This is a genomic window from Chryseobacterium sp. KACC 21268, from assembly GCA_028736075.1.
Lineage (GTDB): Bacteria > Bacteroidota > Bacteroidia > Flavobacteriales > Weeksellaceae > Epilithonimonas.
Genome location: CP117875.1, coordinates 2,096,101 through 2,118,422, shown reverse-complemented (window position 1 = coordinate 2,118,422; position 22,322 = coordinate 2,096,101). Strand labels below are relative to the sequence as shown.

Genomic DNA, 22,322 nt, shown 5'->3' with positions numbered 1-22,322 from the left:
AAAATTAGAAGTATTATAAGTTGGTTTTCCCTAAGTATAATATTTTTAGCAATCGGAATTTTTGGATTTAAAGATTAACAATTGAACAAGACAATCTCCATCATCATAGCCATCTTCAACAGAAAAGACGAATTGTTCGAGCTTCTCAATTCCCTGTCTCATCAAACGGATAAAAATTTTGAAGTCATTATTGTGGATGATGGTTCCAAGATTGCACTTCTTCCAACTGTAGAATTATTTGAAGAACAATTGGACATCAAATTTTTCAGAAAAGAAAATTCCGGGCCTGGACTTTCCAGAAATTACGGGGCGAAACGGGCAAAAAATGATTGGTTGGTTTTCGTAGATTCCGATGTGATTGTTGAGACAGATTACATTGAAAATATCAAAAGAAATCTTAGCGAAAATCCTTGCGATGCTTTTGGTGGCGCAGACAAAGCGCACAAAGGTTTCAACCTGATGCAGAAAGCGATCTCCTACTCTATGACCTCGGTTTTTACGACTGGTGGAATCCGAGGAAAGAAAAGCGCTGTGACCAAGTTTCAGCCGAGAAGTTTTAATATGGGCGTGAACAAAGAGATTTTTCTGAAAGTTGGCGGATTTTCCGAAATGAGAATCGGTGAAGATCCAGATCTCTCGATGACACTTTGGGAAAATGGTTTTACTACAATGTTTTACGACAATATTGGCGTTTACCACAAACGCAGAACGGACTTTGGAAAATTCTCCAAACAAGTTTATCAATTTGGATGTGCAAGACCGATTCTAAATCAAAGACATCCAAAATATGTCAAGCTAACATTTTGGTTTCCAGCCATTTTTCTTTTAGGATACTTGGTTGGAATTATCCATTACTTTGTTTGGGGAAATGGTTTGATTCTCGCATTGTATGGACTTTACACTTTTCTGGTATTGTTTCACGCTTTGGTTGTGACAAAGAATATCAGCATTGCATCAATGGCTGTGATCTCAACATACATTCAAATGTTTTCTTATGGCTATGGTTTTCTTAAATCATGGTTTCTTATTAATATTCTGAAACAATCGCCACGAGAAGCTTTCCCAAAACATTTTCATTGATTTAATTAACATTTAATTATAAGTAGATATCGTTGATTGGAACATCTTTTGTGAATTTTAATTATTAATTAAATTCATAAAACTATGTCTAAAAATATCGCTGATCAATTCGTCGAAATCCTAGTTAAAACGGGAGTTAAACGCTTATATGCTGTCACTGGTGACAGCCTTAATTTTTTAAATGACGCCATAAAACGTGAAGGTTCCATCAAATGGATCCACGTAAGACACGAGGAAGTTGGAGCCTTTGCTGCTGCTGCCGAAGCTGAATTGGAAGGTCTTGCGGTTTGTGCAGGAAGTTCTGGTCCAGGTCACGTTCATCTGATCAACGGGCTTTACGAAGCTAATCGTGCAAATGTTCCTGTTTTAGCGATTGCGTCAACTTGTGAAAGTTCAGAGTTCGGGACTTCTTATTTTCAGGAAACGAATACGATTAAATTGTTTGATGACTGTTCGGTTTACAATCAGATTGCAACAACGCCCGAACAGGCTCCAAGAATGTTACAAGCTGCGTTGCAACACGCGATTTCGCAAAAAGGCGTGGCAGTCTTAGGAATGCCCGGCGATCTTTTTGAAGCCGATTCTGTGAAAAACATCAGCTCAGATTCAATCTTTAAAACAAATCCTAGAATGATTCCTTCAGAAGAAGAAACCAATTGGATTGCTGACCATCTTAATTCGGGGAAAAAAGTAGCAATCTATTGTGGAATTGGTGCTTCAGATGCTCATACAGAAGTAATTGCGTTGGCAGAAAAACTGAAGGCGCCAATTGGATATTCGTTCCGTGGAAAAATGGGAATCCAGTATGATAATCCTTACGAAGTGGGAATGACCGGACTTCTGGGTTTGCCTTCCGCTTTCAAAGCGATGCACGAGGCTGATGTGATTTTATTACTCGGGACGGATTTTCCTTATGTGAAATTTATGCCAGTTGATAAAGTCATCATTCAGATTGATGACAAGCCGGAACGTTTGGGAAGACGTGCGCAATTGACGAGAGGATTTGCAGGAAAAATCAAAGATTCATTAGTAAGTCTTTTACCATTAATAAAAATTAATGACGACAGAGAATTTCTAGAGAAACAATTAGAATTTTATGAAAAAGTCAAAAATAATTTACAGTCTTACGTCGAAGACAAAGGAAAAGAAAATCACATCTCTCCGGAATTTGTTGCAGAAACATTAAATATTAAAGCTAATCAAGACACCATATTCACGGTCGATACAGGAATGTGTTGTGTTTGGGGTGCAAGATACATCAATGCAACTGGCGAGAGAAAACTACTGGGATCTTTCAATCACGGAACCATGGCGAACGCGATGCCAATGGCCATAGGAGCACAATTATCCAATCCAGGCAAACAAGTGATCGCACTTTGCGGTGATGGTGGACTTTCTATGTTGTTGGGCGATATCGCAACTATTAAACAATACAATCTTCCAATCAAAATCATCGTTTTCAACAACAGATCTTTGGGAATGGTAAAACTGGAAATGGAAGTGAACGGCATTCCGGATAACGAAACCGATATGATCAATCCAGATTTCGGATTGTTGGCTCAGGCTTTTGGAATCAAAGGAATCAATGTTACCAATCCGGAAAAAGTGGAAGAAGCGATTGATGATGCTTTACAAACAAAAGGCCCAGTTTTGGTCAATGTTTTTACAGATCCAAATGCACTGGCAATGCCACCGAAAGTTGGCTGGGATCAGATGAAAGGAATGGGAATCGCGATGACGAAGATGATGCTGGATGGAAATTTCAAAGAAGTCGCAGATACGATTTCCAGCAATTACAGACACATTAAAGAAGTCCTTTAACATAAATGAAAAGCCCAATCCAATTGGGCTTTTTTATTTCAATCTTAAACCAAAAAAAAGCTTCACACGATGTGAAGCTTTTAGAAAATAATATATATATAACCTTAGTTTAAAAAACTATTTCAAAGAAATCATTCTGCTAAAGCTGTCGCCGTCTTTCTCAACACTGATGATGTAAGTTTCTGGATTTTGAGGATTAAGATCGAAAGTAAGATCAATCAATCCGTCCTTAGAAACGTTATTTTTACTATAGTACGTGTTGTTTGCTGTATCGTAGATAGAAACTCTCACATCTCCTATAACGTTTGTCATTTGTAACTTAACCATATTTTTATTGATGGTAAATTCTGGCTTAGTGATTGCAGAAATAGGAGAATTATCAACAGTTACTTTTTTATCATTTACTGTGATCTTATATTTTTCAATTTTAGAATCTGACTCAGCAACCAGATAGTAAGTCCCTGAAGCCATACTGCTCATATTGTAAGACTTCTCTACGCTGTCACTATTAATGATCTTCTCAGAATAAACTTCACCTTTGTCGCTGTTATAAACATATAATGAAACATTTTTTGCATTAGCAACTTCAAAGTGTACAGTCTGTTCTTTTACCTCTCCGATAGAAAGTGAAAAACCTTTGTCCTTTCCAAAAACATTTGCAGAGATCAATGTTACTGCTACAAGGAAACTTAATTTTATAAAATTTTTCATAATATTCTTTTTTGATTGTTTTACTATGCAAATGTAGATCTGTGTCCGCAGAAATAATACATTCTGATTTTCAAAAATATGTTCTATATTAACATTAATCAAATATTAACTATATATTAAAGACAATATTGAATATATAATTTAGATTTCGTAAATTTGTTCTATGAAACATCACAATCCGTCATTTGAATCGATAAAACCTAATATTGGAAGCAGTTTCACGTGTCTTCATTTTACCAAAAATGAAAACATCAAATCGCACGTATGGCATTATCATCCGGAGATTGAACTGATTTTTGTTTGCGGTGGTTCCGGAAAAAGACAAATTGGAAGTAATATTTCTTACTTCTCAGATGGTGATTTGATATTGATTGGCAGCAACCTGCCACATTGCGGAATGACGAATGAAAATACAAATAACGATTACGAAGTCGTGATCCAATTTTCCAAAGATTTCCTTGGAACTGAACTTTGGAATGCACCAGAAATGAACAGAATCTTCCAAATGCTGGAAGCGGCAAAAAGTGGAATCGTCTTTGGAGAAAAAGTAAAGAAAGCGCTGGAGCCAAAGATCAAAGCTTTGTCAGAATCATCTTATCTGGACAAACTTCTGAAGCTGATAGAGATTCTGGATGAACTCGCTCACACCTCAGATTTTAAAATTCTCAACGCTGCAAAATATTATCTGCAAACGCAAAAAGAGGATAATGATAGGATCAATCTCATCTTCAATCACGTGAAAGATAATTTTAAAAACCAAATCAGTTTGGAAGAGGTCGCAGGATTGGCAACGATGACTGTTCCTTCGTTCTGCAGATATTTCAAAAAAATTACGAATAAAACATTTACTCAATTTGTGAATGAATACAGAATCACACATTCCCTGAAACTTTTGGCCGAACAGCCGATGAGCATTACCGAGATCTGTTTTGAAAGTGGCTTCAACAATTTCAGTTATTTTAATAAGACCTTTAAAGAACATACAAAGCAAAGTCCGTCGCAGTATCGGAAGGAGTTTAGTAACATTATGGCTTGATATCTTTTATTATTGAGATTAAAAAAAAATTACTTTAAATAAATGTACAATTAGAAAATTCTATAATCCTATTTCCTGCATTTGTTTGTATTTCTATTTTATTTCGAACTATTATCCATTCGTAATTTGAAGTTGAAAAATCTTTAGTTATTTCCCCTAAATCATTAATATTCAAAATGGTTGGTAAACCATCAAATGGAATTTCTTCCAAACTATAAAAAGTGACGTTTTCAAACCTTAAGATTTTATGCTCAAAAATATTATTTTCCCAATCGGTTGGAAAATCTATAAAAAAATCTAGTGTTTGTTTAGCTGGATTTTCTTTGACTTGCATTATATGAGAATCGTGAAAAGAAATTTCGTTAAAAATCATAATCTTATTTTCAAGTAATCGCCCCAAAATACACCTTCATTTCCTCCATCGTTCCCAAACTTATTCTAGTCCACTTTCCGCTTTGTTCATAGGTCTTCCCTCCTAAAATCTTTGCATCTTTCAACTTTTTAAAATAATTGTCCTTATAATTATCCAAAGAAAAATAAACGAAATTGGCAGCAGACGAAATGGTTTTGATGTCATTTTTTTGGAATTCAGACATTGTAAAATCTTTCACTTTTTGATTGTTGTCCAAAACTTTGGAAATGAATTCCTGATCTTCCATCGCTGCAATTGCACCAGCCATCGTCGTCACGCTGATTTCTGCACCACTCCAACTTTGAAGTTTCTTAAGTTCTTTGATCAATGTCGGATTTCCAATGGCGTATCCCAATCTTGCGCCAGCAAATCCATAAAGCTTGGAGAACGTTCTCGTCACGACCAGATTTTTATAAGTATTGACCAGATCGCTCAAGGATCTCTGATTGGTAAATTCGATGTAAGCTTCATCAACCAAGATTGTGATATTGTCTGGAATAGATTTGATAAAACTTTCAATTTCCGTTCTTGAAAGCAAATCTCCAGTTGGATTGTTCGGATTGCAGATGTAGATGAGTTTTGTGTCTTTCCGTATCGCACTTTTCATTTGGTTAAGGTCGATTCGCTTTTGTTCATTCAAAGGAACTACGGTTTTTGACATTCCCAAAAATTCGCCGATTGGTTCAAAGATTGTAAACGACGGATCCGGAATGATGAAATGACCTTTGTCCAACGAAACATATTTGATGATCAATTCCAACAAAAAAGATGAACCTGCAGCCACTAGAATATTTTCTTGCTTCAACTGGTTTTTCTCCGCCAGTTTCGCACTCAAAGTATCCGCAAATTTGAAATCGTACATCGAAGAAAGACTCAGGCTTTTTTGCATGGCTTCCAAAGCTTTCGGGGAAATGCCAAACGGATTCTCGTTGAAACAAAGGCGGATTGTTTTGTCATCGTTCTTCAATTCGTGAAAATTTGGGGTATTTTTCGCAAGGAATTCAAGTGGGGAAAGTGTGAGTGCTGCACTTCCCAGCAAAGCTGTTTTAAGCCAGTCTCGTCTGTTGATCGACATAGTTTTTGATTTATTTCCCGATAAAAATAATGATTTTTCTTCATCGATTAAAAATTAAATTCTGACGGACAAAGATGCACTCTCACCGATTATAATTGATTTAAAACCTTTTCGATTTTACTTTTGGTCCGTTAATAATTCAATGCTATGAAAACTGCTAAAATATTTTTTGTTCTTTCTCTGATATTTTTCAATTCCTTGATCTATTCTCAGGACAAGATCAATGTTGTACTTCTTGGCACCTACCACTTCAACAATCCGGGAAATGATGCGATAAAATCTGAGGTCCGTAACATCCTCGAACCAAAAAACCAAGCTGAACTGGAGCATATCACAGACTTGATTTATAAAAAACTGAAACCCGAGCAAATATTTGTTGAGGAAGAATTTTCGAATAAAGCGAAACTGAATCAACTTTACCAAGCTTATCTCAATAATTCTTTTGATAAGATCACAGACACGATTTCCAATGCGAGATCCAAGAAAAAGCACAAGGAAAATGAGATCTATCAACTGGCTTTCAGATTGGGAAAGAAGGCGAAAAATGATTCCATCTATCCAATCGATCATTTCTCAGAGATGCGTTTTGACCTGCTCCAAAAGAAAGCTGGCGAGAATGAAGAACTTAAAAATGAATTCTCTGAAAGTCTGAAAAGTTTCTCAATTGACTACAAGATCTGCATCAACGAAATCGAATTGATAAAAACTTTAAAATGTCTAAATACCGCTGAAAACAGATTATCCAACAAAGGTTTTTACATTTCATTAGCAAATAAAATTGGTGTTGCTGACAATTATTTCGGAGCCAATTTGGTTGCGGATTGGTACAGACGAAATCTTTTGATCTATGCTAATTTTCAGGATCAGATCAAGAAAGGAAGCAAGAATGTTTTGATCCTAGTCGGTGCCGGACATTCTGCGATGATCTATGATTTCATCAAAAATGATAGGAATTTCAATCTAATAGAAGTGGATGAGATCTTATAAAAATTCTGGATTTATTTCAAATTAAAATATCAAAAGCCTATTTTTGAAAATGCCTTTTAACACAAGCAAAATGCAAGAAAACCCTTTCTCAAAAGAACAATCGTCGGATCAAAATTTCCTGCAGGACTTTGAACGATTCTACAACAAAAGTCCGAAGATTATTTTCCATTGTTTGATGTGGTTTGTATTTTCTGCATTACTTTTTGTCTATTATCGTTTTGATTCCAAAATCACTTATTTTGAATGTTTCCTTATGACTTTCAGGACGTTTGTAAGCAATGCAGTTATCTTTTATGGATTTTTTTATTTGATATTTCCAAAAATTAAGAAATTCAGAATCAATAATTTCCTGATCATCACATCAATATTAATTCCTGTCAGCATTTATATTTGGTTAATTGTCAACAATTCTATGTTTCGCCTCTACCATTATTTTGGTTGGGAAATAAAAACCGGAAGATTCTCCGGAATGATCAAGGTTTTTGCGAATCAAAGCATTAAAGAAGTCATCGGACTTGAGGTTGTACTGTCCAACATTATGCTTGTGATCTATATTTTGTCACCTTTTTTCTTTGTGAAGATCTTGTTTGAGATTGTGAGAATTTATAACAAAACGACGCATCTTCAGCAACAAAAACTACAGGTCGAGATCCAGAATGTCAATATTGAAAAAGACTTTTTGAAATCGCAACTCAATCCGCATTTCCTCTTCAATACCTTGAATAATCTGTACGGTTTGATTGTGAGAAAAGACGATTCCGCACCGGAAGTTGTTTTGAATCTTTCTGACATTATGAGTTACACGCTTTACGAATCCAATTCTGAAAAAGTGTCCCTGGAAAAGGAATTGGACTTCATCAGAAACTACTTTGAGCTTGAAAAAATGCGTTATCCGAGAGACAAAAATATCCACTTGGAAATTTTGGGAGATGATCAGATCGCTGGGCTTTACATCGCTCCACTTTTGACTTTTACATTCATCGAAAATGCTTTCAAATATGGATTGAAGAATTCTGCCAATCAGTTTATTGACCAGAAAATTAAAGTCGAAAGTGACACCTTTTACTTTGTTCTGGAAAATGATTTTGACAAAACAGAGATCAAAAAAGAATTTGGTGGAATTGGCTTGGAAAACATCAAAAAACGACTTCAATTACTATATCCAAACCAACACGATCTGAAGATCACAACCCTTGAAAACAGCTTTAAAGTCGAACTGAAAATCAATTTATAGAAATGGAAAAACTACGTTGCATCGTTTTGGACGACGAACCAATCGGAAGAGAGATCATAGAAAACTTCGTGAAAGAAATTGATTTTCTGGAACTTGTGGATTCATTTGAAGATCCTGTAAAAGCTCTGATGTTTTTGGAGAATAATAATGTTGACCTAATTTTCAGTGATATTCAAATGCCGAAGATCAATGGTTTGGATCTGGTAAAAAGTCTGGAAAATCCGCCTGTTATTATCTTTGTCACGGCTCACAGAGATTTTGCTTTGGACGGATTTGAAACTGGAGCGACGGATTATTTGGTAAAACCTGTTCGATTTGACCGTTTCCTGAAAGCTGTGAACAAAGCTAAAGATTATATCAGTTTAAAACAAAACTCTACGGTTCATCAAGTCAATTCTGATCGGATTTTCATTAAGTCTGATGGAAAACTCACGAAGATTCTTTTAGACGAAATCCTTTATGTAGAAGCGCAAGGCGATTATTTGAAAATCGTCATCCAAAATGAAACATACACTACTCTAGCAACTTTGAAGTCGATGGATGAAGTTCTGACTTTACCAAAATTCTTCCGAGTTCAGCGTTCGTTTATCATCAATCTGGAAGCCATCCGAAGTCTCAACGGAAATATGGTGGAACTTGTGAACGGAAAAAGTATTTCGATTGCGCTGAACAAGAAAGAGGAATTGTTTCAGTTGTTGGGGATCAGGTAATTTTTTTTTAAGTTTACTTAATTGGAAATATTTCAAATGACATCAACAAAAACAATTATTATATTACTTACATTTATTGTAAATTTTATTTCAGCGCAGAAAATTGAAATTACAGAGAAAAATTTATTTAATGTTTTCAAAAAGACGATAAATCAGGAAAGTAAAAGGTCAATCAGAACGGTTTCGAATCCTTGGATAACTGACAACAGCAACGATGATTTTGCAAAATTAGATACAATAGTTTTTACTAACGGTAAAAGAAATAATTATTGTAAGGATGTTAACTGGACTTTCTATCGAAAAAATAAATTCATCAGAACTTATGGAGACCATTGCAAAGAACCACCAACTTATACAGTAACTAAGATTAAAGACTATTTTGAATTAAAACTAACTGAAATTAATAGAAAAGAATATTTAGAACTTTACAATCAAGAAAAATTAATCGAAAAATTTGAAATTGTTTCTCTAGAAAAAACTCAATCGTTGTCATATAAAAATGTTATAGAATACACTCTAAAACTTAAACGAGAAAAAATTTTTACTCAAAAATAATCGTCTTATTTCCATCGATAAAAACCTTGTCTTCAAAGACCAATTTCAAAGCATTAGCCAAAACATTCTTTTCAACATCTCTTCCTAATTTAGCCAGATCTTTTGCTGTTTTGGAATGCGTTACTTTGATTATATCTTGGTAAATAATTGGACCTTCATCCAAATCGTTTGTCACAAAATGTGCTGTAGCTCCGATGATCTTCACGCCTCTTTCAAAAGCCTGTTTGTAAGGATTGGCGCCAATAAAAGCCGGTAAAAATGAATGGTGGATATTGATGATCTTACCTTTGAAATTCGCCACAAAATCTGAAGACAGAATTCTCATAAACTTTGCCAAAACCAAATAATCAAAATTATAATTCTGTAGCGTTTCTTAGATCAGGTTTTCGTGTTCGTCTCTTGTGATATTCTCAGTCGAAATATAATGAAATGGAATCTGAAATTTCTCTGTCAATTCTCGTAGATTTTCATAATTCCCAATGACTGCGAGAATATTAAAATTAAGGTCTTTAAATTGATTCCTGATCAACAAATCTGACAAACAATGATGTTCTCTTGTTACAAAAACCACGACGTCTTTTGGTTTGTTGCTACTCAGTTCTATTTCACAATTTCCGATTTGATCCTTGAGTTGGGCAATCACTTTATTAGGATCGGCAATTCCTGCAACTTCGGTTCTCATAAAGAATAGAGACTTTTCGCTGTCCACGAATTCATCATTTTTGATGATGTTGAGACCGTTTTCGAGAAGGACCTCGGAAATTCTGTAAACCAAGCCTTTTTCGTCGGTGCAGGTAATTTTGAAAGTGAAATTCATCGATTAGTTTTCATCAAATTTAATGATAATGTTTCTTTAAAATTAATGTTGCAAAGATTTTTAAAAGATTTTTAAAATATTTTAAAAACTTAGCTAAAAAAAATCTCGCAGATCAAGCTAATTTTGCAGATTTGTTTTGAATAAAATCTGCTTGATCTGCCTGATCTGCGAGAATATTGAAATTGTAGTTTTCCTATTTCACTTTCTCTGCTTTATAATCGCTTTCGTTTCCTAATCTGTCAATGGCTTTGATGGCAACTGTGTTAAGATTCTTTCCATTATAAAACTTTATAATCTCCATATTTTGAATATCAGCATTTAGGATCTGAGTTCGCCATTCGTTGCCATATTTTGTGAACAGAACCCATTGGAAAGCCTTTTCACCATTGGATGAATTCCAATTTGCGGAGATGTTGCCTCCATTATTTTTCAAGTTTAATTTTGGTTGCGAAAGTTCCTTGTCAGTCTTCAACCACGGACTTCTCGGAATCAGAACTTTATCCTGATAAACTCTTGTCTTCAAAGAATTTTGCATACTGTAACTTTTGGTCAAACCCGCAATACTCCAATGAATCTCGCCAGTGTCATCTTTCAAGATGTGTCTGCTCAACTCGATTTGATTGACAATCTCAGAAGGTTTATCAGAAACTTTAATTTCTACGGTGTTGAGTCCTGGCCAGAGATGTCTATTAAAATTATTTTCCGTTTTCCACCATTCCAGTAATCTCGGGAAACTCTGTCCTGTGGAATTGACCGGCCAATACAACTGCGGTGCGAAATAATCCACCCAACCTTTGTTGAGCCATAGTTTTGCATCGGCATAGAGTTCATCGTACTGCGAAGAACCTTTGATTCCCGTTGGATAATCCGGTTTCCAGATGCCAAACGGACTGATCCCGAATTTCACATAATTCTTTTCGTTTTTGATCTCTTTATAAATCCTTTCCACGAAACGATTCACGTTATCTCTTCTCCAATCTGCTCTCGTAAGATTTCCTCCAGAATTTCTGTACGCATTCCAGGTTTTAGAATCGGGAAAATCCGCACCACCGTTGTAAGTCGCGTAAGGATAAAAATAATCATCGAAGTGAACAGCGTCGATGTCGTACTTTTTCACCAATTCATTAACAACTTTAGAGACGTGATCTTGGATAACCGGACTTGCCGGATCGAACCAATACATTCCATTTCTCAATCTGTAAGTGACGTCCGAAAATTTGTTGGCCAAAGATTGGGAGGTAACTTTTCCACCGTTGGAATGATGCGCTCTGTAAGGATTTAGCCAAACGTGCAATTCGATTCCGCGTTTGTGCGCTTCTTCTACCCAAAATTCCAAAGGGTCATAATAAGGATAAGGTTCTCTGCCAATTTCGCCTGTCATAAAGTAAGACCAAGGCTCGTGAGAACTTTTGTACAAAGCATCTCCGGAAGGACGCACTTGCAAGATCACCGCATTGAAATTATTATTTTGAAGCATATTCAACATTTCAATCGCTTCCGATCTCTGTTGTTCTGATGTGAGATTCGTTCTGGACGGCCAATTGATATTCGCAACCGACGCAATCCAAGCGCCACGAAATTCTCTGTTGATCGCAGGCAGATCCACACGATAATTATCTTCAACTTTTACGTTGGCCGGAACTGACTTGATCACAGGTTTTGAAGGTGGCGTTTTGATCTTGCTAACTTGCTTCTTTTGTGGTGAGCAATTGTAGATTAAAACAGAAATTAGTATCAACCAAAAAAAATGGAACTGGCGTTTATGATTCATAAAATGAAATCTAATATGATTTTGAATTTTGAAGATCGAATATAATAAAAAAGTCCCCATTTCTGAGGACTTTAAATATTAATTAAGATTAGATTAAGACTTAGCGCCTCTTTCCACTCTTTTTCTTTCTTCTTCAGAAAGGATCTTCTTTCTCATACGGATGAAGTTAGGAGTCACCTCGATCGCTTCATCAGCTTGGATATATTCCATACATTCTTCTAGAGAGAACAAGATTTTTGGTGCTACACCTGTATCTTTATCTTTACCAGAAGCTCTCATATTGTTCAACTGTTTAGCTTCCACGATGTTTACAACCAAGTCACCTGGCTTGTTTTGCTCACCGATCACCATTCCTGCGTAGATCTCCTCTCCCGGATCAACATAGAACTTACCTCTATCTTGTAGTTTCGCGATAGAATATTCAGTCGCTGGACCTTGAGTTTTGCTGATTAATACACCATTACTTCTTCCAGGAATCGCCCCTTTGAAAGGTTTGTATTCTGTGAAACGGTGTGCCATAATAGCTTCACCAGCAGTAGCAGTCAACATCTGAGAACGCAATCCGATCAAACCTCTAGAAGGGATCTCGAATTCCATATGTTGCATCTCACCTTTTGTTTCCATAATGTGAAGATCTCCTTTTCTCTGAGTTGCCAAATCGATAACTCTAGAAGCAAATTCTTCTGGAACATCAACAACCAAAGATTCGTAAGGCTCACATTTTTCTCCGTCGATCTCTCTCAAGATAACCTGTGGCTGACCAATTGTCATTTCGTAACCTTCTCTTCTCATCGTTTCAATCAAAACTGACAAGTGAAGAATACCTCTACCGAAAACTAGGAAAGTGTTCGCATCATCAGTCTGTTGAACTCTCAATGCCAAGTTTTTCTCTAGTTCTTTGGTCAATCTTTCTTTCAGGTGATTAGAAGTTACATATTTACCATCTTTTCCGAAGAACGGTGAATTATTGATAGAGAACGTCATATTCAACGTTGGCTCATCAATAGAAGTTCTTGGCAATGGTTCTGGATTTTCTAGATCTACGAAAGAATCTCCAATTTGGAAAGCATCGAAACCTACAACAGCACAGATATCTCCAGCTTTCACTTCCGCTACTTTTTTCTTTCCAAGACCTTCGAAAATATAAAGTTCTTTTACTTTTCCTTTCAATATTTTTCCGTCAGCTTGCGCCAATCCAATCCATTGAGCTTCTTTGATCTCACCTCTAATCACTTTTCCGATTGCGATTCTTCCTAAGAAAGAAGAATAGTCAAGGGAAACGATTTGCATCTGAAGGTTACCTTCTTCTACTTTCGGCTCTGGAACGTATTCTAAGATCCCGTCCAATAGTGGGAAAATGTTGTCAGTTTGTTCCAATGAAGTGTTGAACCAACCTTGTTTAGATGAACCGTAGAACGTTGGGAAATCCAATTGCTCCTCAGTTGCATCCAAGTTGAAGAAAAGGTCAAAAACTTGATCGTGAACTTCGTCCGGACGACAGTTTGGCTTATCTACTTTATTGATAACCACTAGAGGTCTCAATCCAAGTTCCAAAGCTTTCTGAAGTACGAATCTTGTCTGTGGCATTGGTCCTTCGAAGGCATCTACCAACAAAACAACACCATCAGCCATTTTCAATACTCTCTCTACCTCACCACCAAAATCGGCGTGACCAGGTGTATCGATAACGTTGATTTTAACGTCTTTATAAGTTACAGAGATGTTTTTTGATAAAATCGTAATTCCTCTTTCTCTCTCAAGATCGTTGTTATCCATAATCAAATCACCACTCTCCTGATTTTCACGGAAGATGTTTGTGGCGTGGATAATTTTGTCAACCAAAGTTGTTTTTCCGTGGTCAACGTGTGCGATAATCGCTATATTTCTAATATTTTGCATATCTATTTTTTACGCGTGCAAATGTAGTGAATTTTTATGGTAAGATGAACGCTCATTTAATTATTTTTAAAAATAAGCTACATTAATTAACATCTATTTAAAATTTTGTTAATCAATACATTAAATCAAACGCTTCTCAGAATCTCTTTTCCGTTGATGCTCTGCGTGAATATCAGATAACGGTTTCCGCCATCTTTCAGCTTGTATTTTTTCTTGATTTCGTCAGGTTTCAAAGGATAATTCTTGGAAATGATATTGAACTGGTCATTCTTTTTTAAATCCTTTCCATCGATCTTTTCAACTTCCAAAATCCTTCCGGGAAAGTTTTCTATTTTATGTTCCGAAGTGTAGAAATGCGTATTTGGGTGCAGTTTCTTCAATCCAAATTTTTCTGAAATAATATTGAATGCGCCTGCTTTTAGGATTGAATTGTTTGGAATATAAATAAATTTCAGAGTTTCTGAGAATTCTGAAGTTGCAGATTTCTCTTCATTAATGTAAAAAGAAAATTCTGGCTCATCAGATTCCAAGTTGACACAGCTTATAGTTGTTGGTTGTCGGTTGGCAGTACATAGCTTATTATCAATAATTAACACCAATTCCTTGACTTCATTTCTAACGGCGATGATTTTAATCTCATTGATGTTTTGAAGTTCCGAAACCAAATATGAAATATCGATCAACGGCGAAAATTTCACAATTATCCTGTTTGAAATTGAATTAAGTTGTTCTTCAATTTCTAAAAAATTTGGCGAAAGATCTTCCAGCAGAAATTTCTTTTTGTTATTCTGATCTCTTCGCGCAGGATCCAAATAAACGACGTCAAAATTGCTAAAATCGTCATTCGAAGCTTGTCCAAGATTTTCAAGAAATTCTTCAAGATTTTGATTGATGAAATTTGCTTTTCTTTTTAAAGTTTTCCAATTATGTTCTACGATTTTTATTAATTCTGGATTTTGCTCCACCAAAGTGACTTCTTCGAAATTTTGAGATAGAAAAAAAGCGTCAATCCCGAAACCAGAGGTCAAGTCGAGGAATGATTTTCCTTTTAGATCTTTAGCTTTATATTCTGCTGTGGATTGCGATGAAGATTGTTCCAAATTGAGATTGGGCGGAAAAATAATGTTCTCATTCAATAAGAATGGAAACTTTCTCTGCGCCACTTTTCTGCCCTTGATCTGTTGAACGATCTCCTGAATCGTCACATTTGGAAACGGTGATTTTTTTAATAATAATCTGTTGATGTCACTGTCAATATTTTGATTGATGAAGGTTTGAACTTCCGTAGCAAGCAAGTTTGTAAAATCCATTTAGCCGTAGATCTTTTGAATGGTTTTGATTGAATTGGTGATGATCTTTTTCAAAACATCGATGTTGATATCTTCCAGTTTCTTGATGTAGATGCAAGCTTTTGCGGTTTTGACTTTTCCCAATTTTGAAAATAGATTTTCTTTGTCATCTATGTCCTGATAAACGTACAGCGAGATCTGAGCAACACGATTGGAAAGTCCGGCCAAAGGTGCGTCGCCCTCGTGACCGCTTTCATATTTGTAATGATAGCTTCCAAATCCTATGATGGCCTCGCCCCACATTTTAGGTGGAAATCCTGATGTTGCCTCGAAAATTTTGACCAATTCTCTGACATCATTTTGGCGTTTTTCATCGGTGATATTATTGATGTAATCATCTACGGAAAGGTTGTTTTCGGTGGTTTTGTTTTTTGCCATCTTGAGAAGTTTTTAATTTTTAAAGATAGAAAAATTTATATTTTAACAAATCGTCTTTTTATATCGAAATTCGCAGCCCGACTTGAACGGAAATCCTTTTTTGCGTGGTATTCGAGTTCAATTAAACTGAAATCTTCTGCAAAAAAGATTGGGAGTGGAAGGCGGATAAAGCTGCCCAAACCTTAAGGTTCGACGAAGTTAAATTGTACTAATTTTAAACCGATTTCATATTGTCGCCATCACGGAAATTGAGTCTTCGAAAAACAAAACCGGACAGAATCGTGAGAGATCCGACAATCAAAAAGGTGTATCGGAACGCGTTGTGAACTTCGTTCTTGATGAAAGTGGTATCGCCTTCGAACAATTTCAAAACTATCAAACCAAACGCGATCCCGAATCCAACCGCAAACTGCTGATTGACAGAAACCAAAGAGTTTCCACTGCTGTTTTGATATGGTCGCAAATCGGCAATCGAAATCGTGTTCATCGATGTAAACTGGATGGAATTGAAAAAACCTAGAACCAACAAGATTGGAATGTACCAATAGATCGAACTTTGAACTGTTGGAATTGCCAAACAGCAGATCAAGACGCCAATCACAAACGTGTTGGTCATCAAGGTCTTGCGGTAACCGAATTTATCCAAAATCCCGATCACGTAAGATTTTCCGAACATCGCTGTAAGTGCCATTGGTGCAACAATCCAACCTGAAGTAAGCGCCGATTGTCCGTATGCGATCTGAATCATCAACGGAACCAAAAGCGGAATTGAACTGATTCCCAGCCTTGTAGCAAGATTTCCTAAAATCCCAACACGGAACGTCCGAACCTGAAAAAGATTCAATGGAAAAATCGGATTGTTGTCTGTTTTGGCGTGCTTGTAGTAAAAGTAAAGCATTAAAAATCCCAAGACCAAAACCAAGAGAACTGGCGTGATATTCTGCGCATTTCCGAGCAATTCCAAAGAAACAGAAAGAAGTAAAGATGCCATTGCGAAAATTAGAAATCCTTTCAGATCAAAGTCGATAACTGGCGATTTGTAATTGGGCATATATTTCAAACTCAGAATTATTCCTATCAATCCAATCGGAATATTAATTAAAAAAATCCAGTGCCAACTCAAATAATCCACCATATAACCACCAACCAATGGTCCCATTACCGGTCCGATCAATGCGGGAATGATAGCGAAGTTCATCGCTTTCAAAAGTTCATTTTTGTTGAAAGCTCTGATCAAAGCCAATTTCCCGACAGGCGTCATCAAACTTCCACCAATTCCTTGGACAATTCGTGAGATCACCAACTGCGTCAAATCCTGCGATAAAGAACAAAATAACGATCCCACAGAAAATACAGCGAGAGAAAGAATGAAAATCCTTTTCGTCCCGAACTTATCCGCCAAAAAACCGCTAACTGGCATAAACAAAGCCAAAGTCAATACATAACTGATGATTGCATTCTGCATATCCAAAGGCGATTCCTGCAGATCTCTGGCGATTGAAGGCAAAGAGGTGTTCAGAATCGTGGAATCCAGCATTTGCATAAAAATGGCTGTTCCCAAGATAAAAGGAAGATATTTTTTGACCTGTTCGGTAGTCTGTGTTTCGCTCATTATTTAAATTGAAAAATTAAAAGATCCGCCTGTTTCGCGGATCTGTATTTTAAACCAAAGGTTCTTGTTGACTGAGGCAGTGGAAACTTCCCAAGCCCCAAATAATATCTGTGGAATCTATGCCAACCACTTCCCTTTCCGGGAAACATTTTTGGATGATGTCCAAAGCAACTTGATCCTTGTCGCAATTGTAGGTTGGAACGATCACAGATTTGTTGGCGATGTAGAAATTGGCGTAAGACGCTGGTAATCTTTGTCCATCGCAATAAACTGGATCTGGCATTGGAAGTTCGATGATATTGAGAGGTCTTCCGTCCAACAATTTCATTTCTTTTAATTGACGAAGGTTGGTTTGAAGGATCTCGTAATTGTCATCTTCTTTATTGTCTTCAATAACCGTTAGAACGGTGTCTTCATTTACGAATCTGATCGTATCGTCCACGTGTCCGTCTGTATCATCGCCAATAATGCCATCATCTACCCAAAGGACTTGTTTTTGTCCGTAATATTTTTTTAGATAATCTTCTACTTCTTCCTGAGAAAGATGTGGATTTCTATTTTCATTAAGCAAACAAGATCTGGAAGTTAAAACCGTTCCAGCGCCGTTGAATTCAACCGAACCACCTTCCATTATAATTCCTGGATAAAGAACTGGCAATCCTTTTTCTTCAGCAATTTTGGTTGGAATGACATCATCCAACTCGAATGGTGGATATTTTCCGCCCCACGCATTGAATCCCCAATCTACAATAATTTTCTGAGGCTCTTCTCCGTCTTTATTAACCAAGAAAGCAGGACCGTGATCTCTGCACCAAGCGTCATTCGTTTCGTGGAAATAAAATTCGACTTTCGAAATATCAGCGCCGGCTTTGGAAATATGTTTCATTGCGAAAGCCTGCATTTCCTGATCTTTTACATTGATGCAAACAAATTCACCTTTCGTGAGTTCTGTAATGAATTTGGCGTAAGCTGGATAGATCAAATCTATTCTTTCCGGCCAGGATTCCTCTTTGTGTGGCCAAGAAAGCCAGGTTGCTTCGTGCTCTTCCCATTCTGCTGGGAAAGTGTATCCACTTTCTAATGGATTGAAATCTTTATCTATTGTCATTAATCCTCGTCAATAAAACGTTTTGTAATCGGCGAATATGTCTCAATCCTTCTGTCTCTCAAGAATGGCCAGTGCTTTCTCATATAATCTGTTTGTGCCAGGTCAACTTCTGTCACTTCCACTTCTTCTTTGTCGTGAGAAGCCATATATAATAATTTTCCTTGAGCATTTGTAACAAAACTTCCGCCCCAGAATTTCATCGCGCCATCTTGCTCGTAGCCTACTCTATTTACAGAAACTACGGGAAGTCCGTTTGCAACCGAGTGAGAACGTTGAATGGTTTGCCAAGCGTTGTATTGGTCTTGGTTTGTTTCTTCATCTTGAGTTGTGTCCCAACCAATCGCTGTTGGGTAGAACATAATATCAGCACCCATCAAAGCTGTGATTCTTGATGCTTCCGGATACCATTGATCCCAACAGATCAGGATACCAACTTTTCCAAATTTCGTCGGGAAAATCTTATAGCCCAGATCACCTGGCGTGAAATAGAACTTCTCATAGAAAGCGGGATCATCCGGAATGTGCATTTTTCGATATTTACCAAGATAAGTTCCGTCTGCATCAATCACTGCGGTTGTATTATGGTAAAGTCCCTGAGCTCTTTTCTCAAATAATGAAGCGATGATGACAACGCCCAATTCCTTTGCAACAGGAGACAAAGCATCTGTTGAAGGTCCAGGAATAGCTTCTGCCAAGTCGAAGTTGTCGTAATCTTCGACATCGCAGAAATATAAGGATGTGAAAAGCTCTTGCAAACAAACGATTTGTGCTCCTTTAGCTGCGGCCTCTCTTATTTTTTCAATGGCTTTGTCCAGATTTTGCTGCTTGTCTGCAACGCAAGACATCTGAACAGTTCCGATTTTAACTTTTGACATTTCTAAAAATTTTTACAAAAATACTAAGATTCTAGGGAATCAAAAATCCAACCAAAAGATTTAAACTCATATTTCGAAAAATTAATTTGATCATTAGTAATTTCTATATTCTTAGAACCTTCATTTTATAGTAAATTCTTACCTTTGCAGCATCTTAAAACAGTATAGAGTCATGATGAATTACCACACCAGAAAATGGATAAAACCGGAAGACCTAAACCCAAATCATTCACTTTTCGGAGGTAGATTGCTGCAATGGATAGATGAAGAGGCAGCGCTTTACGCCATTATTCAATTGGAAAATTCGAGGACAGTTACCAAATATATCTCGGAAATCAACTTTGTGAGTTCTGCAAAGCAAGGTGACATCATTGAGATTGGGATTGAAGCAGTAGAATTCGGGAGATCATCTTTGACATTGCGATGCGAGGTTAGAAATAAAATGACGCATCAAAAGATTATTACCATCGAAAGACTAGTTTTTGTAGCCTTGGACGAAGATGGAAATCCTAAACCGCACGGTAAAACCACAATAGAATATGTAGAGGATCGATTGAATGTCAAGAATACATCTGCAGGAAATCAACCCTTATAAATCTATAGAATCTAATATTAGGTTCTATTTTTTTTTGATAGTTGCTGAAGTATAATCCTGTTCAGATTATTTTCTTTAAATTCGTCACGTTTATAAATTGATATTTTGATATAATGAAAAGAAAAATCCTTCTATCAGCCCTGCTTCTTCCAGCTGTCATGGCTTTTGGCCAGCAATACGGCGGAATGTGGATCCCGACGGAACTTAATGAAAAAGAAATGAAAAGCCTGGGAATGAAGATTTCGGCAAAAGACATCTTCAATACGGATAAAGCGAGTATCAAAGATGCTGTGGTGCAATTTGACGGTGGCTGTACAGCCGAGGTGATTTCCCCAAAAGGGTTGTTGCTTACCAATCACCATTGTGGTTATGATAACATCCAATCCCACTCCACGGTTGAAAATGACCTTTTAACAAATGGCTTCTGGGCAAAAGATATGACCGGCGAATTGCCAAATCCTGGCGTCACGGTTGACTTTATCACAGACATCAAAGAAGTGACTGCTCAAATCCTTCCAGGAACAGAAAACCTGACGGGCGCTGATCTGATTAAGAAAATCAACGAAAATATTGAAGCTTATAAAAAAGCTCAAAAAACAGAATCTTACCAAACTATTTCTGTGAGATCTATGTATTACGGGAATAAGTTTTATGCTTATGTTATCGAGACTTTCAAGGATATCCGTTTGGTGGGTGCACCACCTTCCGCCATTGGAAAATATGGTTCGGACACAGACAACTGGGTTTGGCCAAGACATACAGGAGATTTCTCTATGTTCAGAATTTATGCTGATAAAAACAACAAACCTGCAGAATACTCCAAAGATAATATTCCTTACACACCGAAACATTTCCTTCCGATTTCCGTAAAAGATAAGAAAGAAGATGATTTCACTTTCGTATTTGGATTCCCGGGAAGAACGACAGAATATCTGCCTGCTATTGCTGTGGAGAAAATTATGACAGAGACAGATCCTGCAATGATTGCAGTGCGCGATGTTGCTCTGAAAACTTTGGATGAGAAAATGAGAACCAATGCTGCAACTAAAATTCAATATGCTTCAAAGTATGCAAGAGTTGCTAACTATTGGAAAAAATGGATTGGCGAGGTGGAAGGTCTCAAAAAATCCAATGCCGTTGAAAAGAAAAGACAATACGAGCAGACTTTAATTTCTAAAAATCCAGCAATCAAACCGACTATTGACGGTCTAAATCAAAAATACAGCGAACAAGCTCCATACAGCCTTCATAGAGCCTACTACTCCGAGATTGCAAGAAATTCTGAAACGTTCACTTTAGCCAATATCTATTCCAATTACATTCGCGATTACGAAGCAGGAAAAGTAGATGCAAAATATTTGGAATCATTAAAGTCCAGATTGACAGAATTCTATAAAGATTATGATGCAGAATTAGATGCAAAAGTGACAGCAAAAATACTTGCTCTGTATGCTGACAAAACACCCGCACAATTTTTACCGAAAGATTTTGAGCAGCTAAAAGATGCCAATAAAAATCTTGGAATGATGGAAAGTGTTTCCAAAATGTCAATCATCACAGGCCGAGGAAATATCAATGGAACAAAAGCCAATGATGTCAACAAATTTTTTACAGATCAAAAAGTCTTGGTTGATAATCTGAAAAAGGATCCATTCATCCAGATGTTTGGAATTTTTAAAAGTTCCTATTTAGCGACAACAGATGCAAAAGTAAATTCTCTACAGACTGATATTGATGCTTTACAAAAGAAATTTATGGCGCAGCAGATGGAAACGGATAAGGACAGAAAATTCTTCCCAGATGCTAATTCTACATTGCGTGTAACTTATGGACAGGTGAAAGGTTCAGATCCAAGAGATGCTGTTTCTTATGGCTATCAAACGCATCTTGCTGGTGTGATGGAAAAATATATTCCGGGTGATTATGAATTTGATTTGCCTAAAAAATTAATCAGTCTTTACAACACCAAGGATTACGGTGTTTACAAAGATAAAACTGGCGATGTTCCTGTGAACTTTACAGCTACCAACCATACAACCGGTGGAAACTCCGGAAGTCCTGCTTTGGATGCTTACGGAAACCTCATCGGTCTTAACTTTGACAGACAATGGGAAGGTACAATGAGTGACATCAATTATGATCCTAAACTGTGCAGAAACATTATGGTTGATACGAAGTACATTCTGTTTGTTATTGATAAATATGCGGACTCAAAATGGTTGCTGAACGAGATGAAAATCGTGAAGTAAGCAATCAGAAATAATATAATTTAAACTTTGTCAGAGCTCCGGTTCTGA

20 protein-coding genes and 1 pseudogene are annotated in these 22,322 nt (G+C 36.7%); 9 read left to right on the top strand and 12 right to left on the bottom strand.

The genetic code is table 11. The features are described from left to right. Window positions 1-81: 81 nt before the first annotated feature. Complete coding sequence (locus PQ459_09745; GenBank protein ID WDF45181.1) at window positions 82-1,080, top strand: glycosyltransferase; 999 nt, start codon at window positions 82-84, stop codon at window positions 1,078-1,080. A gap of 84 nt (window positions 1,081-1,164) precedes the next feature. Next, a complete protein-coding gene (locus PQ459_09740; GenBank protein WDF45180.1) occupies window positions 1,165-2,901 on the top strand; it encodes a thiamine pyrophosphate-dependent enzyme in 1,737 nt (578 codons plus the stop codon). 117 nt (window positions 2,902-3,018) lie between these two features. On the opposite strand, the gene PQ459_09735 is transcribed toward PQ459_09740, so the two are convergent. After that, a complete protein-coding gene (locus tag PQ459_09735) occupies window positions 3,019-3,612 on the bottom strand; it encodes a DUF3244 domain-containing protein (GenBank protein ID WDF45179.1) in 594 nt (197 codons plus the stop codon). Window positions 3,613-3,775: 163 nt separating this feature from the next. Between PQ459_09735 and PQ459_09730 the strand changes: the two genes are divergently transcribed. Then, on the top strand, window positions 3,776-4,648 hold the full coding sequence (locus PQ459_09730) for an AraC family transcriptional regulator (GenBank protein ID WDF45178.1): 873 nt from the start codon (window positions 3,776-3,778) through the stop codon (window positions 4,646-4,648). 34 nt (window positions 4,649-4,682) lie between these two features. Here the strand turns inward: PQ459_09730 and PQ459_09725 are convergent, their stop codons facing one another. Continuing rightward, entirely contained in the window at window positions 4,683-5,021 is a 339-nt protein-coding gene (locus tag PQ459_09725; GenBank protein WDF45177.1) for a hypothetical protein, read from the bottom strand. Window positions 5,022-5,031: 10 nt separating this feature from the next. Beyond that, window positions 5,032-6,135 (bottom strand): histidinol-phosphate transaminase, encoded by a 1,104-nt coding sequence (locus PQ459_09720; GenBank protein WDF45176.1) that lies wholly within the window; start codon window positions 6,133-6,135, stop codon window positions 5,032-5,034. 147 nt (window positions 6,136-6,282) lie between these two features. Between PQ459_09720 and PQ459_09715 the strand changes: the two genes are divergently transcribed. From PQ459_09715 to PQ459_09700, 4 genes are all read left to right on the top strand, one after another. Beyond that, window positions 6,283-7,122: a DUF5694 domain-containing protein gene (locus PQ459_09715; protein WDF45175.1), complete on the top strand. Its 840-nt coding sequence runs from the start codon at window positions 6,283-6,285 to the stop codon at window positions 7,120-7,122. A gap of 70 nt (window positions 7,123-7,192) precedes the next feature. Next, window positions 7,193-8,356 carry a sensor histidine kinase gene (locus PQ459_09710; protein WDF45174.1) on the top strand — a complete coding sequence of 388 codons (1,164 nt, stop codon included), beginning with the start codon at window positions 7,193-7,195 and terminating at the stop codon, window positions 8,354-8,356. Window positions 8,357-8,358: 2 nt separating this feature from the next. Beyond that, entirely contained in the window at window positions 8,359-9,066 is a 708-nt protein-coding gene (locus tag PQ459_09705) for a LytTR family DNA-binding domain-containing protein (GenBank protein WDF45173.1), read from the top strand. Between the two features lie 36 nt (window positions 9,067-9,102). Then, entirely contained in the window at window positions 9,103-9,621 is a 519-nt protein-coding gene (locus PQ459_09700) for a hypothetical protein (GenBank protein ID WDF45172.1), read from the top strand. Here the strand turns inward: PQ459_09700 and PQ459_09695 are convergent. The 9 genes and pseudogenes from PQ459_09695 to PQ459_09655 all read right to left on the bottom strand — a co-directional run bounded on the left by PQ459_09695 (window position 9,608) and on the right by PQ459_09655 (window position 19,430). Further along, a pseudogene (locus PQ459_09695) lies at window positions 9,608-9,976 on the bottom strand (formyltetrahydrofolate deformylase). The gene PQ459_09700 and the pseudogene PQ459_09695 sit on opposite strands and share 14 nt — an antisense overlap. 18 nt (window positions 9,977-9,994) lie before the next feature. Continuing rightward, window positions 9,995-10,438, bottom strand: coding sequence for a hypothetical protein (locus PQ459_09690; protein WDF45171.1), 444 nt, complete (start codon window positions 10,436-10,438; stop codon window positions 9,995-9,997). A gap of 193 nt (window positions 10,439-10,631) precedes the next feature. Next, window positions 10,632-12,176: a family 10 glycosylhydrolase gene (locus PQ459_09685; GenBank protein ID WDF45170.1), complete on the bottom strand. Its 1,545-nt coding sequence runs from the start codon at window positions 12,174-12,176 to the stop codon at window positions 10,632-10,634. A gap of 126 nt (window positions 12,177-12,302) precedes the next feature. Next, window positions 12,303-14,108 (bottom strand): translational GTPase TypA, encoded by a 1,806-nt coding sequence (gene typA / locus PQ459_09680; GenBank protein WDF45169.1) that lies wholly within the window; start codon window positions 14,106-14,108, stop codon window positions 12,303-12,305. Window positions 14,109-14,233: 125 nt separating this feature from the next. After that, the gene (locus PQ459_09675) at window positions 14,234-15,418 is read right to left on the bottom strand and encodes a class I SAM-dependent methyltransferase (GenBank protein WDF45168.1); all 1,185 of its coding nucleotides are present in this window, start codon (window positions 15,416-15,418) and stop codon (window positions 14,234-14,236) included. Continuing rightward, the gene (locus PQ459_09670; protein WDF45167.1) at window positions 15,419-15,835 is read right to left on the bottom strand and encodes a DUF1801 domain-containing protein; all 417 of its coding nucleotides are present in this window, start codon (window positions 15,833-15,835) and stop codon (window positions 15,419-15,421) included. 214 nt (window positions 15,836-16,049) lie between these two features. Further along, the gene (locus PQ459_09665) at window positions 16,050-17,447 is read right to left on the bottom strand and encodes an MFS transporter (GenBank protein ID WDF45166.1); all 1,398 of its coding nucleotides are present in this window, start codon (window positions 17,445-17,447) and stop codon (window positions 16,050-16,052) included. A gap of 49 nt (window positions 17,448-17,496) precedes the next feature. Next, entirely contained in the window at window positions 17,497-18,555 is a 1,059-nt protein-coding gene (locus PQ459_09660) for an agmatine deiminase family protein (protein WDF45165.1), read from the bottom strand. Then, window positions 18,555-19,430: a carbon-nitrogen hydrolase gene (locus PQ459_09655; GenBank protein ID WDF45164.1), complete on the bottom strand. Its 876-nt coding sequence runs from the start codon at window positions 19,428-19,430 to the stop codon at window positions 18,555-18,557. Before PQ459_09655 ends, PQ459_09660 begins: the two co-directional genes overlap by 1 nt. Before the next feature lie 175 nt (window positions 19,431-19,605). On the opposite strand from PQ459_09655, the gene PQ459_09650 reads away from it, so the two are divergent. Both PQ459_09650 and PQ459_09645 read left to right on the top strand, forming a co-directional pair. Next, a complete protein-coding gene (locus tag PQ459_09650) occupies window positions 19,606-20,025 on the top strand; it encodes a hotdog domain-containing protein (GenBank protein WDF48713.1) in 420 nt (139 codons plus the stop codon). 113 nt (window positions 20,026-20,138) lie between these two features. Beyond that, window positions 20,139-22,274, top strand: coding sequence for a S46 family peptidase (locus PQ459_09645; protein ID WDF45163.1), 2,136 nt, complete (start codon window positions 20,139-20,141; stop codon window positions 22,272-22,274). Window positions 22,275-22,322 lie beyond the last annotated feature (48 nt).